Here is a 13,181-nt window from a genome sequence, read left to right on the forward strand (position 1 = left end):
CATCCCAAAAATATATCCCGAAAATTCATTGTGAAAAAACGTCGTAGTCTAAGTGGTACGCTCCAATTACGTCCAACTAGTATATATACGCTACATTATAGCGTGTATCATACCAAATTTGGGCGTATTGGCGCTATACGATAACGTATTTGCTCCAAATATAACAATAATAATTTTATTACAAATCATCAAATGGACTTTTTATTTGTTGAATACTTTTCGTGCTTACATGGGTGTATATTTCAGTTGTTTTACTGCTGTTGTGTCCCAGTAATTCTTGGATATATCGTAAATCAGTCCCAGTCTCTAGTAAATGTGTTGCGTAACTATGTCGCAACCAATGTAAAGTTACGGGCTTTGTTATCGCTGTTTTTTGTAAGGCCGATTTTAATACTTGCTGTAAACTGCGACTGTCGTAAGCACAACCTTTTATTTTTCCTTCAAACAAATATTTTTCAGGTTTAAACAAAGTGTAATAATCACGTAGTAAATGTAAAATTTTTGGACTTAAGGGAACTATTCTGTCTTTTTTGCCTTTCGCATTTTTTAATAAAACTACGTTTCGTTTGGAGTCAATATGTTGTGGTTGCAAGGCAAGAAGCTCACCACAGCGTAACCCGCAACTGTAAATCAAAGAGAGCATCATTCTATGTTTAATATTACTATGAGCCTCTAATATTAATTTTACTTCTTGCTTGCTCAATACATTTGGCAAAACTTTAGATCGCTTTGGACGATGAATTTTTTCGATTTCTATTTTCGTTTCTTGAACCGTACTAAAATACAATTTGATGGCGTTTACCATTTGATTTTGAAACGATGCTGAAAGTTTGTTCTCTAAGATATATCTGTTTGTGTACTGAATAACATCTTCGTTGCTTATCGCTGCAACTGCTTTTTCTCTAAAAAAAGTCAGGAAAGATTTTAATGCTTCGCAATAAGTTTTGAGAGTACTTTCGCTGTAGCGTTTGGAGCGCAACCAGTTTTTGAATTTTTCTATTTCTTGAATTCCCTCAGCAGATGGGTAGTAATATATTGGAATTGGAACTTGAAAATGATTAAAATTTTCGGGAGTAGCAGGAAGGTGCCAAGCGCGTAAAGTTTGACTCCATCGTGCATCTTCAAATTGTTTGATACGGGCAATTAAATCCCTATTGTGATCAAAATAAACCGCTATTCTAGTTTCGTTTTTGTGTTTTACAGTGGTGGCTCTCCAGTTCATACCATATACATTTCTTTCATAAAGATAAGAAAAAAATTGCTCTTGGTGGTGAAAAAAAGAAAGAAAATTCGATTTAATTTGGTTGTTTTTTGTTGATTATTAACCCGTTGGGTGTAATTATTAAAAACGTCAGTTCGAGTGTTTTTTGTGTAGAGAAACGGAACAAAACTTCTCGATAGGCTCCGCTACTCGAAGTGACGCATATCGAGAACTGTTTTTAATGATAATTTTTCTGCTCTCGATTCAATTTTCTATCGAAACTCACTCGAACTGACGAAAAATTATCATCAAAAACTAATTACATTCAACAGTTTGATTATTAATGTTTTGTGGTACTTATTCAACAGCTTTAAATTTATAGAGAAATAACTATTTTAACCTACAGATTAAAACTAAAAGTCATGTAAAAGCAAAAAAAAGCTTTGACGTGAATCAAAGCTTTTTTATGCACCAGGGATAGTAGTGAAAATCCTCCCGATTTTTCTCGGGAGATTGTAACGGATAGCCCGACCTTACCGAAACGATAGTGTAGGGAAGGTGGTGCCCCACTAATTATTTTTTGTCAACCACAATTCGGTTGGCACGATTAGCCAATTCCCAAGCAGTTACAAAAGCAAATTGAGCTCTTTTTGCCAATGCATCATACTCAATTTTGTCAGGAGTATCGGTAGGTTTGTGGTAATCAGCATGCACTCCGTTGAAGAAAAACACCGATGGAATTCCAAATTTTGCAAAGTTATAATGGTCTGAACGCTCATAAAAACGGTTCGGATCTTTTGGATCGTTAAACGTATAATCCAATTCTAACTGCGTGTAAGTTGCATTGGCAGTGGTGCAAATGGCGTCTAGCTCGCTTGAAAGTCTGTTAGCACCAATTACATATACATAATTGCTATTGCTGTGGTTTTTGTCGCGTCGGCCAATCATATCTATGTTGATATCAGCAACAGTATTGGCTAGCGGGAACAACGGATTTTCTGAGTAATAACGTGAGCCTAGCAAGCCGTGCTCTTCGCCCGTTACGTGCAAAAACAAGATAGATCTTTTTGGTCCGTGTCCTGCTTTTTTGGCCATTTGAAAAGCTTGTGCAATTTCTAAAAGTGCCACAGTTCCTGAACCGTCGTCATCGGCTCCGTTGTGAATTTTCCCTTTTTCGACACCCACGTGATCGTAGTGCGCAGATATCACAATTACTTCTTCCGGTTTTTCGGATCCTTCAATAAAAGCCCAAATATTTTCAGAGTCGGATAAGTTTTGATTTCTTCTAGCGTTTAAAAAACTAGCCGGTACTTTTTGATAAAAGTCAGTGGCAGCTTTTGGGAACGAAATGCCGTTTTTAGTATATTGTTCAATCATGTATTTACCTGCCTTTTTTTGACCTGCAGAACCTGTCTCGCGGCCTTCCATTTCATCCGAAGCTACAATGTAAAGATGTGTTTTTAACTCATCGGCGGTTATGGTATTCATGTATTTGCCTGGATTTGCTGCCACAACACCAGTTTTCTGACTGCTACAACTGATGGTTAGCCCGGCTATGACTGCCAATAATGGGATTTTTTTCATGTTTTTTAGTTTTTTTAATGTTGTATTACATGACAAATATGAGTAAAAGATTCTCAAAAATGAAAATTTTAACCCAATAATGTAGGAATTTAACAATCTAATATTTTTCGTGAACTTACTTTGGTTCGCTATACTAATATGATTTTGTTTTCTAATCGAGGCTGTACGAGTTGTTATTGGCACGCTGGCGCAAAAGCGAATCGACTCTTGAACTTCGTTTAAATTTTTGGGCATAAAAAAAACAGTATACCATTAATACGTACAAACTTTATGAAAGTACCGTACCAATGGTGTACTGTTTTTAAAAAGTGTTTTTGATTTATTGCAATACCTCTTTCAAAAAGGTGTTCATGCGTGCCCAAGAACGTTTGGCTGCTTTTTCGTTGTAGGCAGCTCCTTTTGACTTGTCATTGCCAGCTTCAGGCTCTGTAAATGCGTGTACGGCATCTGCATAATAAATCATTTCCCAATCGGCTTTTGTATCTCTCATTTCTTGCTGAAAAGCAGAGATTTCCGCTGCAGGAACATAAGGATCGTCTGCTCCGTGCAATACCAATACTCTTGTTGTAATTGGGTTGTTTAGTCTTGCAGCGTCGCGGCCTAAACCTCCGTGAAATGACACTACACCTTTCAATTTCATATCCGCTCTTGCAGCTTCAAGTACACCTGTTCCGCCAAAACAATAGCCAATGGTTACAATATTGTCCGGATTAGCACCAGCTTTTACTAATTGGTCTAGTGCCAATTGTATGCGTCTTTGGTACTCTTTTACGTTGTTTTTGTAGTAACCCGCTCTTTGTCCAGCTTCTTGCGTGTTTTTAGGATAGTTTCCTTCTCCATAAATATCAGCTACAAAGGCATAGTATCCCATTTTTGAAAGTTCTTCGGCTGATCTTTTGGCATGCGGATCAATCCCTTTCCAAGCGGGAAGAATTAAAATACCTGGTTTGGTTTTGCTTCCTTTTTGAGGAGCAATTGATAAACCATTTAATTTTTGAGCGCCATCTGTATAAGCAACGGCTTTTAATTGAGCTTGCGCGCCAAACGAAATCGCAAAAGCACCTAATAAAGTTAAAACGAATTGTTTCATAATTTTTAATTTTTTGTTACTACAAATTTGAAGCTTATTTTAATCATTTCGACAAAGTTTAATGGAAAAAAACAATGCCGTCATTTTTAAAAATGATAGGCCCAACCTTCAGGTTTATTCTCCAGGATAATAGGTTTTTTTAGCATTGGCCAAAACATCTTCTTTGTAAAATAATACGTCTTTAAATATTCCTTTTTGGTACATTTCGGCTTGATCAGTAAAATGTGCCGAAGCGGGATCTCCACTGTTTCCGCCTGCCAAAAGGGATTTTGCTTTTACTTTTGGTCCAAATTCTACTGCACAAATAAAACTATTACCATTACTGCCATAACGTTTAATCGTGTTTTTAGCATAGCTGCTTTTATAAGCAGGTAAACTTCCCCACAACGCTGGTCCGAAACCTATTGGTAAACTTTCTTTGTTGTCATCAAAGGTTAAATCAATAGCGCCTGAGCTGCGTTGAAAACGGTTGATGGTTCCCCATGGCACTTGCCAAGTGTTGAATTTAGACTGTAAATCAGCAACCACGGCTTGCAATTGCGGTAACAATTGTTCAGCTGTTGCTGCTTCCGCAAAAGCGATGGCGTTTTGAACCTGATCTTTTTCACCTTGATTCACGTATACTTTTTGTAAAATAGGATCCAATCGGTAAGCCCATTCTACGGCTAATGTTGTTGCGACAGATTTTTCATCGGCATGATAATCCCAATTTTTTAAAATTGCGATCGGTTCTTCAAGATTCTTGTATGTATCAGTATTCGCCGCTGAAGTCTTCGCGTAAGCGTTAAGCAAAGCAGGAATTAAATATTCAAAAGCTGTTAGTTTGGTATTGTACCCATCAGCGATTAATTGTTCTAAAGTATATTTTTTATTTTGACCAAGCAGTCGAACGGCATTCAAGCCACGAAAATTTTCCCCATCGGGCGCCATGTAATTAGGATAGTTTTGCGCCTTTGGACTTTCGATTCCTGCCACAGTAAAAGGGGTAGAATTACAGTTTTGTAGCCATCCATTTTTCGGGTTGTAAGCATGTACGCTCTCTGCAACGGTATGTAAGCCTTGCCACTCCGTTGTTTTTATACTGCCATCAACTTCCTTAGACCAATTAAAGTTTAGGTCGCGTTTAGGGACGAAATTCCCGTGCCAATAAGCAATATTCCCCTCTTTATCCGCATAAATAGTATTGTTGGAGGTATTGGCTTTTAAATCCATTGCGGTTTGGTAGCTAGCAAACGAAGTCGCTTTGGTGCGCAACCAACTTTGCTCTAGGCCAATCATTGATCTGTTGTTGGCGCGTAAACTAATCCATTTACCATCGCGTTCGCCCATGATAGGTCCGTGATGCGTCGCATAAGTCGTAAATGTTTTGGGGATTAATTTTCCCTTTTCTAAATACGATATAGTGATATTTTTTTGTTGGACGGCTCGTAATTTACCTTCATATTCATAAAAATATCGATTCTCTTTTTTTACGATTTTCTCAGCATACAAATCGGCTACGTCAACATTTGACGAGGTGTGCATCCAACCGCAATTTTCGTTAAAACCTTGGTAAATGAAAAATTGTCCCCAAGTAACAGCGCCGTAAGCCTGCAAACCTTCGTTACTGCTCATTTGAATTTCAGGTCTAAAGTAAAAAGTAGTGTGCGGATTGATGTACAACATTGCGTTTCCTGTAACCGACTTTGATGGGGCAATAGCAAAACCATTTGATCCTGTTTGCACGTTAGGTTCGCGCTCTGTATAAGCTACTTTACTATTGTTACCTGAATAAAAAGTTTTAAGCTCAGCGGTAGTTAATCCGCCTGTACTGATGGCGCCAATGCTACCATCGGTCCATAATAAAGGATACCAAGGTTCAAAATGTTGCAAAAGCTTCGGTTTAACTTCAGGATGTTTGTGCAAGTAGTAATTGACCCCGTCAGCAAAACTTTGAAGTAATTTTTTCATCCAAGGCGCCGCTTTTTTGTAATCAGCTTGCGCAGCTTCAGTATCAATAAGCAATCTAGTTTCGAGATCATTGAACAAAACACTTTGGCCTTTTACCTCTGCCAATCGTCCTAGTTTTTCAATGTAATTCATCTCAACGCGCTTAAAATCGTCTTCGCATTGCGCATACAAAAGTCCAAAAACGGCATCGGCATCAGTCTCTCCGTACACATGTGCAATTCCCCATTGGTCTCTAATTATTTGTACTTGCTTCGCTGTTTTTTCGAGTCGGTTAATTTCTTTTTTATCAATACTTTGTGCGAAGGTATTTGTAGTAAAAAATAAAGCTATTATAAGAAGATAAATGTGTTGTGACAAAATTTTCATAGGAGTGAAGTGTTTAGATTTACAAACTTACATTGCGTTTAAAGGCGCAGCCTAGTTCAATGATCGAATCGGTTTTAGCAATGCCAGGAATATTGTCTATTTTTTCGTAAAGAATACGTCGCATGTGTTCGTGATTCTTCGCATTGATTTTTACATACAAAGTAAATGATCCCGTGATGTAGTAGCACTCTGTAATCTCAGGAATTTGTTTCAGCTCTTCGATAATACGATCTGAATCTTGATCTTTATTCAATGTTAATCCTGTAAATGCACCCCAATCATAACCCAATTTTTTTTCGTTGATGATAGGTTTAATACCCGTAATTATACCATGCTCAATCAATCGATTAATGCGTTGGTGCACCATGGTATTCGAAATTTTTAAGGTAGTTGCTATGGCAGAGTAGGCCATGCGGCCGTCTTTTTCTAATTCTTGAATGATTTTTATATCGAAATCGTCTATGGGTTCCATATCAGGCTTTTGTGTTTAAAGTGTTTACGAATTATAAAAGTACTTTTTTTTCTTCAAATTAAAAATTTAGTCTTTATTTATCTTTAATAAAATGACTTTTTAGTAGTTAGAATTTATATAAAATATTTTTTTAAGTTTAATTTTAAGTCAAATTATTGTTTTTTATGCTAATTTTTAAATAATATTAGTATTTTTGTTTCAGTACTAATTAAATACGTTTTGCTATGACATCAACAAATTCCCATTTATCCAATAAAGCCGAAGCACTAATTGCTAAAGAAGAAAAATATGGCGCACACAATTACCATCCTTTGCCTGTAGTGCTCGAAAAAGGAGAAGGAGTGTATGTTTGGGATGTTGATGGTAAACGTTATTTTGATTTCTTGTCGGCCTATTCAGCAGTGAATCAAGGGCATTGTCATCCGAAAATTGTGGGAGCAATGATGCAGCAAGCGCAAAAACTGACGCTAACTTCACGTGCTTTTTACAATGATCAATTAGGTCCTTTTGAAGAATATGTGACGAAATACTTTGGTTTCGATAAAGTTTTACCAATGAATACTGGTGCGGAGGCGGTTGAAACAGCTGTAAAACTGTGCAGAAAATGGGCTTATGAAGTAAAAGGTATCCCTGAAAATCAAGCACAAATCATTGTTTGCGAAAACAATTTTCACGGACGTACAACTACGATTGTTTCTTTTTCAAATGATGAAAATGCACGTAAAAGCTTCGGTCCTTTCACCGCTGGATTTATAAAAATTCCATACGATGATACGGCAGCACTTGAAGCAGCTTTGCAATCATCAAACACAATCGCTGGTTTTTTAGTTGAACCAATTCAAGGTGAAGCAGGAGTGTATGTACCAAGCGAAGGTTATTTGGCAAAAGCAAAAGCACTTTGCGAAGCGCACAATGTTTTGTTTATTGCTGATGAAGTGCAAACAGGTATTGCACGTACAGGTCGTTTATTGGCAACTTGTGGTAATTGCGAATGCAAAAACGGTTGTAAAAATACGCCTGAGGTAAAACCTGATATTTTAATTTTAGGAAAAGCAATTTCAGGAGGTGTTTATCCTGTTTCTGCGGTGTTGGCTAATAATGCAATTATGAATGTCATTCAGCCAGGTCAGCATGGTTCTACTTTTGGAGGAAATCCTGTCGCGGCTGCGGTTGCTATTGCAGCACTTGAAGTAGTGAAGGACGAAAATTTAGCTCAAAATGCAGCTTATCTTGGCGAAGTATTGCGTCAAGGATTGAACGAAATTGCAGCCAGAAATCCAATTATAACTTTGGTTCGCGGAAAAGGATTGCTAAATGCCATTGTTGTAAACTGCGACGAAGAGTCGGATTTAGCTTGGAACATTTGCATGAAATTTAGTGAATACGGTTTGCTTGCTAAACCAACGCACGGAAATAAAATTCGTTTTGCGCCGCCATTGGTTATAACCGAATCACAAATTCACGAGTGTTTAGGAATTATCGAACGGGCTTTGAATGATTTTAAATAGACTGCGGATTTTTATGAAAACAACAATTAAACTAATTAAAAACAGATCTGATATTGGCGCTGGAACTCGTGGATCTGATTTAGGAATCGACGCTTTAGAAATTGCAGCTATTAATAGAGATAATGACTATTTTAATCAATATCCGTTTCAAGATGTAAAAACGCACAACGAAACCATCTACAATAAAAGCACAAGTACATCGGCCAAACGAATCGAACATGTGCTAGAGCAGTGCAACCGCGTACACGAAGTCGTTAAAAGTACTTTGCAAGAAGGATTTTTTCCAATTGTTTTATCTGGTGATCATTCTTCTGCTTTGGGAACACTTAGTGGGATAAAAGCAGCGTATCCAGATAAAAAAATTGGTGTTTTTTGGATTGACGCCCATGCCGATTTACATTCGCCATACACTTCGCCATCCGGAAATATTCACGGCATGCCGTTGTCAGCTGCGTTAGGACAAGATAATTTGGAATGCCAAAATAATGACGTAAGCTTTGATACACAAGAGGATTGGGAGCAAATGAAAAATATTGGTTTCTCGGGACCAAAAGTTCTTCCGGAAAACTTGGTTTATTTTGGCGTTCGCGATACCGAAGAAGAAGAAGATAAGCAAATCGGGCGTTTGCAAATAAAAAATTATAAAGTAGCCGAGGTCCGTTACCGCGGTCTTGATGTTTGTGTAGCCGAAGCTTTGTACAAAATGAACGACTGCGATATGATTTACGTATCTTTTGATGTTGATTCTTTAGATTGTGATATGGTTTCTTACGGTACCGGTACTCCTGTACCAAGAGGATTTGATCCACTTGAAGTGTCAGCTATGTTGAAACAAATTGTAGCTTCTCAAAAAGTAGCATGTATTGAATTTGTTGAGATCAATCCTTTACTCGATACGAAAGGAAATAAAATGGCAGAAACAGCTTTTGAGATTTTAGAGGAATTTACAACCACGCTACTTCAATCGTAGAGTTGCGCATCACTTTGCTTCGTTCTCTAGCAATCTTAAATTTAATTCAGAATTTGAAATAAAAAATTAACTTGATAAAATTGTATTTTTTAACAGATTTGAAAAGAAATGAAAACAGCTATTTTAAGCAAAAATAATTTAAACTTAGATATTAAGGAGCAAGTTTCTGAATTATTCCGTCAATTAAGTCCAAACAAAATCCAGTTAGATCTTGAGGAAATATTGAATGAGGAAAACCAGATTACAGTCGCATACTGTGAGGATGACAACAAAATAATTGGAATTGCATCAATGTGTACTTACAAAGTTATATCCGGACACAAAGGTTGGATTGAAGATGTTGTTGTAGATTCCGCTTCACGCGGAAAAGGAATAGGAAGAAAACTAATAAACCTTTTAGTGGAAGTAGGTAAAGAAAAAGAACTTTCTGAAATACTACTTTTTACAGAAGATCACAGATTGGCTGCAATCAATTTATATTCAAGCGTTGGATTCAAACTCAAAGAGAGTAAAATATATTGTAAGAAAAAATTATGAGATTTACTTATTTAGCGTTTTAATGTAACTGGGTTTGTTGGTAAACTTTTAAGCTGGTTTTGTATTTGCGATTTCAGTTTTTAATCTTTCTCAAGTCCCGGCAAAACTGAAATTTGATAAAAGTTACGAGATGATATCAACGTTTCAATCACTTAAAAAAAAAACATTCTAATCTTTTTACGTTTACAATTTTACCAATAAAAAAGCATCGATAGCATTTCTACCGATGCTTTTATTTTTTAAACGCAATTAATATTAATCGTTGGGTGAAATAATACAAACCGTCAGTTCGAGTGTTTTTTGTGGAGTTTAACGGAACAAAAAATGTATCGAGAACCGTTGTTAAGGAAATTTTTCTTTTATCTTGGATTTTTATCGAAATGCTCGATACTGTTTTCTTCAGTAAGATTCGGGGTAAAAAAACTTGAACTGACGAAAATCACAAGCAAAAATTAATTTCACTTAAAGGGTTTATTGCTTCAAAAAGTATTTTTCTCTCAACGCAAATGCAACTCTCACGAGCAGAATCAATGCCGGTACTTCTACCAAAGGTCCAATAACACCCGCAAAAGCTTGACCACTATTAATACCAAAAACACCGATAGAGACAGCAATCGCCAATTCAAAATTATTTCCCGATGCAGTAAACGAAAGTGCTACCGTATCTCTGTAATTAGCACCAAATTTTTTCGCCACAAAAAACATTAAGAAAAACATAATGGTAAAAAACAATACCAAAGGAATTGCGACTGTAACTACATCTAATGGCAAAGCAACTAGCATTTCACCCTTTAAACTAAACATAATTACAATAGTAAAAAGCAACGCTATCAAAGTAATTGGTGATATAAAAGGAATAAATTTTTGGTTAAACCATGTTTGTCCTTTTGCTTTTATAATTCCGTACCGACTGATAAGTGCTAATACAAAAGGGATTCCGAGATAAATTCCAACTGTTTCTGCAATGCTTCCAATGGTTATAGGCAAGTTCAATCCTTTGATGCCTACCAATGGCAACATAATCTCAAGAAAAAAGTAAGCGTAAAAACTAAAAAAACAAACTTGTAATAGGCTATTAATACCAATTAAACCTGCTGTCAATTCCCGATTGCCTTCGGCCAACTCGTTCCAAACAATCACCATTGCAATGCAAGGCGCAATACCTATAATAATAAGCCCGGTCATGTACTCTGGATAGTCTTGCAAAAACAATGTTGCTAGTCCAAACATTAAAAAAGGTCCAATAATCCAAGTGACTAATAGTGATAGTAAAAGTAATTTTGGTTTTTGAAACATCAGCGGTACTTTCGAAAAATCTATTTTAGTTAACGGTGGATACATCATCAACAACAATCCTATTGCTAAGGGAATATTTGTGCTTCCATTTGACAAGGAGTTCAAGTAAGTACTGCTGTCCGGAATAAAATAACCAATACTCACACCAAGCAACATTGCTAAGAATATCCAAAGCGTAAGATATTGATCTAAAAAATGAAGTCTTTTCTTTGCCATTACATTGATTTTATTTGAGAAAATACAAAACACATCTCTGTTGCAATTTGTAAACTGCGTTCCATATATTTGGTGGCTTGCTCTGCTGTATTATCAAATAATTTCGGATCTTCATATTGTAGCGGAATTCTTTTTTCAGCTCCAAATATAAACGGACAGCCTTCATCCGCTTGTGAGCAAGTCATTAAAGCAGCAAATTGATCAGTAGGATTGAAGGTATCATCGTATTTCTTTGAGAATCCAATGATAGCTGGTTCATTCAAACTGTGTTTTATTGAATAAATAGGATTACTACTTGTTGCAATGGTTTCTATCAAAAAACCATTTTGCTTCAAAGTCTCAGCAACCATCGGGAAAAGTGCCGTTGCTTCTGTTCCGCCAGAATAACAATAAACATTTGGAATCTCATAATAAGCAGCAGCAGCTTGAGCCCAAATCTGAGACAAATGACTTCTTCTTGAATTATGAGTGCAAATAAAGTTCAACCTTATGTTTGATCCTGCTGAAACTTTTTCTTGAAGATATTCAATCATCGGCTGCAAAAGGTTGCGCCTTTCTGCAGGTATAGAGTTATAATCTAATTGCTCAATACTTTCTTGTAATTTGGGCAATAGGGTAGTGCTAGAGTTTTTCATTCCACTTGTATTTTAGCAACAGCCTCCGCCTGGTGTGCAGCTGTTGTTGGTTAGTGTATTTAAACTTAATTTTTGCTTGGGAGCAGGAATTCCGCATTGGTCTTCAGCCAAACAAGCAGTTTGTTTGTTCAGCAATAAAAAATCAGTACCATTAAATCCAAGATCATAACGACCAATGGTGTTACTCTGGTATTCAACTTCGACTTCATAGTCATCCATCTCGAGCATTTTTTCAGATATATTGATAATGTTCAATAGCTTTGCAGGTTTCAGTCTATGATCGTAATCATTCGCATCCCATAACTGAAAATTGATTATTTTTTCTTCTCGTAATTTCCCGCCACAATCTACAAAACGGCGCACGAGTAGGCCCACTTCGGTAACATGGAAATGTTCTGGTACATAGGTACCATCAGGCAAAACAAATGTTACCTGATTCAATTGATGCAATTCTGCTTTAATCTCTGATAATTTCATTGTTTAAGTGTTTAAATATTAGCAACAAGCGTTGTTTTTGTTTTCCAAATGAGTGGTAATTTTTCCAAAAAATGTGTTTAGTTTAGCGAATCCTTTCTCGTCTAAGCAGTAGCAAATAGCATTGCCTTCAAGTGAACCTTTAATGATACCCGCATTTTTAAGTTCCTTCAAGTGCTGCGATACCGTTGGCTGTGCTAGTGAAAGTTCGTTTACAATAGCACCACACACGCAACTTCCAACACTAATCAAGTGTTCTATTATCGCAATACGCGCCGGATGGCCAATTGCCTTTGCTAAAACAGCCAGCTCATTTTGTTCTTCTGTATAAAATTCAAATTTAGTCGTTCCCATCGTTATATATTAATATTGCAATATTACGATAAACTTTTTAATTAAAGCAACTATTTATACATTATATATAGGTGAGTTCTTTTCGTTGGGCGTTCCGCCTTTCTTGCTCTTGCCTTTTGGTAGGGCAGGATCAAGAAAAGCGTCGGGCTATTCGCTACAAGTCCTCGCCTCTCCCGAAGGGGTCGTGGCTGTGGGCTTTACGCTGCTATCCCTAACGCGAGCTGCAGGTATTATAGTCGAATTTTGTGACAGCTACATATCATATAGAGTAAAACTCGTAGACTGTAATTTTTTCAAACGTCAGTTCGAGTGTTTTTTGCGCAGTAAAACGCATTAAAAAATGTGTTGAGAACCGTTTTTGTCAATTTCACTCGACGGGTAGAGTAAAACACAGCCATTTTTCATAGTATATAAGGTAGAACATCCGCCGAATTATCATGGATAACCGCTAAATTCCCCTATCAATCCTGCAAAACCGCCCCAATCATCACAGCGATGAAAAAAACTTCATATCTAACCTTATTGATT

At 36.7% G+C, this 13,181-nt stretch carries 12 protein-coding genes; 3 read left to right on the forward strand and 9 right to left on the reverse strand.

The window, feature by feature from the left end; all coding sequences use genetic code 11:
• Positions 1 to 178: 178 nt before the first annotated feature.
• The 5 genes from G9Q29_RS14530 to G9Q29_RS14550 form a co-directional block, all read right to left on the reverse strand.
• On the reverse strand, positions 179 to 1,222 hold the full coding sequence (locus G9Q29_RS14530) for a tyrosine-type recombinase/integrase (RefSeq protein WP_166139100.1): 1,044 nt from the start codon (positions 1,220 to 1,222) through the stop codon (positions 179 to 181).
• A gap of 552 nt (positions 1,223 to 1,774) precedes the next feature.
• On the reverse strand, positions 1,775 to 2,785 hold the full coding sequence (locus G9Q29_RS14535; protein WP_166139103.1) for a M28 family metallopeptidase: 1,011 nt from the start codon (positions 2,783 to 2,785) through the stop codon (positions 1,775 to 1,777).
• Between the two features lie 319 nt (positions 2,786 to 3,104).
• Complete coding sequence (locus G9Q29_RS14540) at positions 3,105 to 3,875, reverse strand: dienelactone hydrolase family protein (RefSeq protein WP_166139106.1); 771 nt, start codon at positions 3,873 to 3,875, stop codon at positions 3,105 to 3,107.
• 114 nt (positions 3,876 to 3,989) lie between these two features.
• Positions 3,990 to 6,191 carry a penicillin acylase family protein gene (locus G9Q29_RS14545; protein WP_166139110.1) on the reverse strand — a complete coding sequence of 734 codons (2,202 nt, stop codon included), beginning with the start codon at positions 6,189 to 6,191 and terminating at the stop codon, positions 3,990 to 3,992.
• 19 nt (positions 6,192 to 6,210) lie between these two features.
• Positions 6,211 to 6,663, reverse strand: a complete 453-nt coding sequence (locus tag G9Q29_RS14550) for an Lrp/AsnC family transcriptional regulator (RefSeq protein WP_166139113.1) — start codon at positions 6,661 to 6,663, stop codon at positions 6,211 to 6,213.
• A gap of 224 nt (positions 6,664 to 6,887) precedes the next feature.
• Here G9Q29_RS14550 and rocD point away from each other — a divergent pair, with 224 nt between their 5' ends.
• The 3 genes from rocD to G9Q29_RS14565 all read left to right on the forward strand — a co-directional run bounded on the left by rocD (position 6,888) and on the right by G9Q29_RS14565 (position 9,678).
• Complete coding sequence (gene rocD / locus G9Q29_RS14555; protein ID WP_166139116.1) at positions 6,888 to 8,171, forward strand: ornithine--oxo-acid transaminase; 1,284 nt, start codon at positions 6,888 to 6,890, stop codon at positions 8,169 to 8,171.
• A 13-nt stretch (positions 8,172 to 8,184) separates the two neighbouring features.
• Positions 8,185 to 9,141, forward strand: coding sequence for an arginase (locus G9Q29_RS14560; protein WP_166139119.1), 957 nt, complete (start codon positions 8,185 to 8,187; stop codon positions 9,139 to 9,141).
• A gap of 108 nt (positions 9,142 to 9,249) precedes the next feature.
• Entirely contained in the window at positions 9,250 to 9,678 is a 429-nt protein-coding gene (locus G9Q29_RS14565; protein ID WP_166139122.1) for a GNAT family N-acetyltransferase, read from the forward strand.
• Positions 9,679 to 10,149: 471 nt separating this feature from the next.
• On the opposite strand, the gene arsB is transcribed toward G9Q29_RS14565, so the two are convergent.
• Genes arsB through G9Q29_RS14585 form a run of 4 tightly spaced genes read right to left on the reverse strand, consistent with a single transcriptional unit; the run spans position 10,150 to position 12,653 of the window.
• The gene (arsB, locus tag G9Q29_RS14570) at positions 10,150 to 11,190 is read right to left on the reverse strand and encodes an ACR3 family arsenite efflux transporter (RefSeq protein WP_166139124.1); all 1,041 of its coding nucleotides are present in this window, start codon (positions 11,188 to 11,190) and stop codon (positions 10,150 to 10,152) included.
• The gene (locus tag G9Q29_RS14575; protein ID WP_166139127.1) at positions 11,190 to 11,825 is read right to left on the reverse strand and encodes an arsenate-mycothiol transferase ArsC; all 636 of its coding nucleotides are present in this window, start codon (positions 11,823 to 11,825) and stop codon (positions 11,190 to 11,192) included. The genes arsB and G9Q29_RS14575 overlap by 1 nt, the downstream gene beginning before the upstream one ends.
• Positions 11,826 to 11,837: 12 nt before the next feature.
• On the reverse strand, positions 11,838 to 12,302 hold the full coding sequence (locus G9Q29_RS14580) for a DUF6428 family protein (protein ID WP_166139130.1): 465 nt from the start codon (positions 12,300 to 12,302) through the stop codon (positions 11,838 to 11,840).
• Between the two features lie 18 nt (positions 12,303 to 12,320).
• Complete coding sequence (locus G9Q29_RS14585) at positions 12,321 to 12,653, reverse strand: ArsR/SmtB family transcription factor (protein ID WP_166139133.1); 333 nt, start codon at positions 12,651 to 12,653, stop codon at positions 12,321 to 12,323.
• Positions 12,654 to 13,181 lie beyond the last annotated feature (528 nt).

Origin of the sequence: Flavobacterium turcicum (assembly GCF_011365745.1) — a bacterium.
Taxonomy (GTDB): Bacteria; Bacteroidota; Bacteroidia; order Flavobacteriales; family Flavobacteriaceae; genus Flavobacterium; species Flavobacterium turcicum.

What these genes read in the sequence shown, in the direction of transcription:
- G9Q29_RS14530 (WP_166139100.1), bottom strand. Translation starts at nt 1,222, where the DNA reads ATGAACTGGAGAGCCACCACTGTAAAACACAAAAACGAAACTAGAATA.
- G9Q29_RS14535 (WP_166139103.1), bottom strand. Translation starts at nt 2,785, where the DNA reads ATGAAAAAAATCCCATTATTGGCAGTCATAGCCGGGCTAACCATCAGT.
- G9Q29_RS14540 (WP_166139106.1), bottom strand. Translation starts at nt 3,875, where the DNA reads ATGAAACAATTCGTTTTAACTTTATTAGGTGCTTTTGCGATTTCGTTT.
- G9Q29_RS14545 (WP_166139110.1), bottom strand. Translation starts at nt 6,191, where the DNA reads ATGAAAATTTTGTCACAACACATTTATCTTCTTATAATAGCTTTATTT.
- G9Q29_RS14550 (WP_166139113.1), bottom strand. Translation starts at nt 6,663, where the DNA reads ATGGAACCCATAGACGATTTCGATATAAAAATCATTCAAGAATTAGAA.
- rocD (WP_166139116.1), top strand. Translation starts at nt 6,888, where the DNA reads ATGACATCAACAAATTCCCATTTATCCAATAAAGCCGAAGCACTAATT.
- G9Q29_RS14560 (WP_166139119.1), top strand. Translation starts at nt 8,185, where the DNA reads ATGAAAACAACAATTAAACTAATTAAAAACAGATCTGATATTGGCGCT.
- G9Q29_RS14565 (WP_166139122.1), top strand. Translation starts at nt 9,250, where the DNA reads ATGAAAACAGCTATTTTAAGCAAAAATAATTTAAACTTAGATATTAAG.
- arsB (WP_166139124.1), bottom strand. Translation starts at nt 11,190, where the DNA reads ATGGCAAAGAAAAGACTTCATTTTTTAGATCAATATCTTACGCTTTGG.
- G9Q29_RS14575 (WP_166139127.1), bottom strand. Translation starts at nt 11,825, where the DNA reads ATGAAAAACTCTAGCACTACCCTATTGCCCAAATTACAAGAAAGTATT.
- G9Q29_RS14580 (WP_166139130.1), bottom strand. Translation starts at nt 12,302, where the DNA reads ATGAAATTATCAGAGATTAAAGCAGAATTGCATCAATTGAATCAGGTA.
- G9Q29_RS14585 (WP_166139133.1), bottom strand. Translation starts at nt 12,653, where the DNA reads ATGGGAACGACTAAATTTGAATTTTATACAGAAGAACAAAATGAGCTG.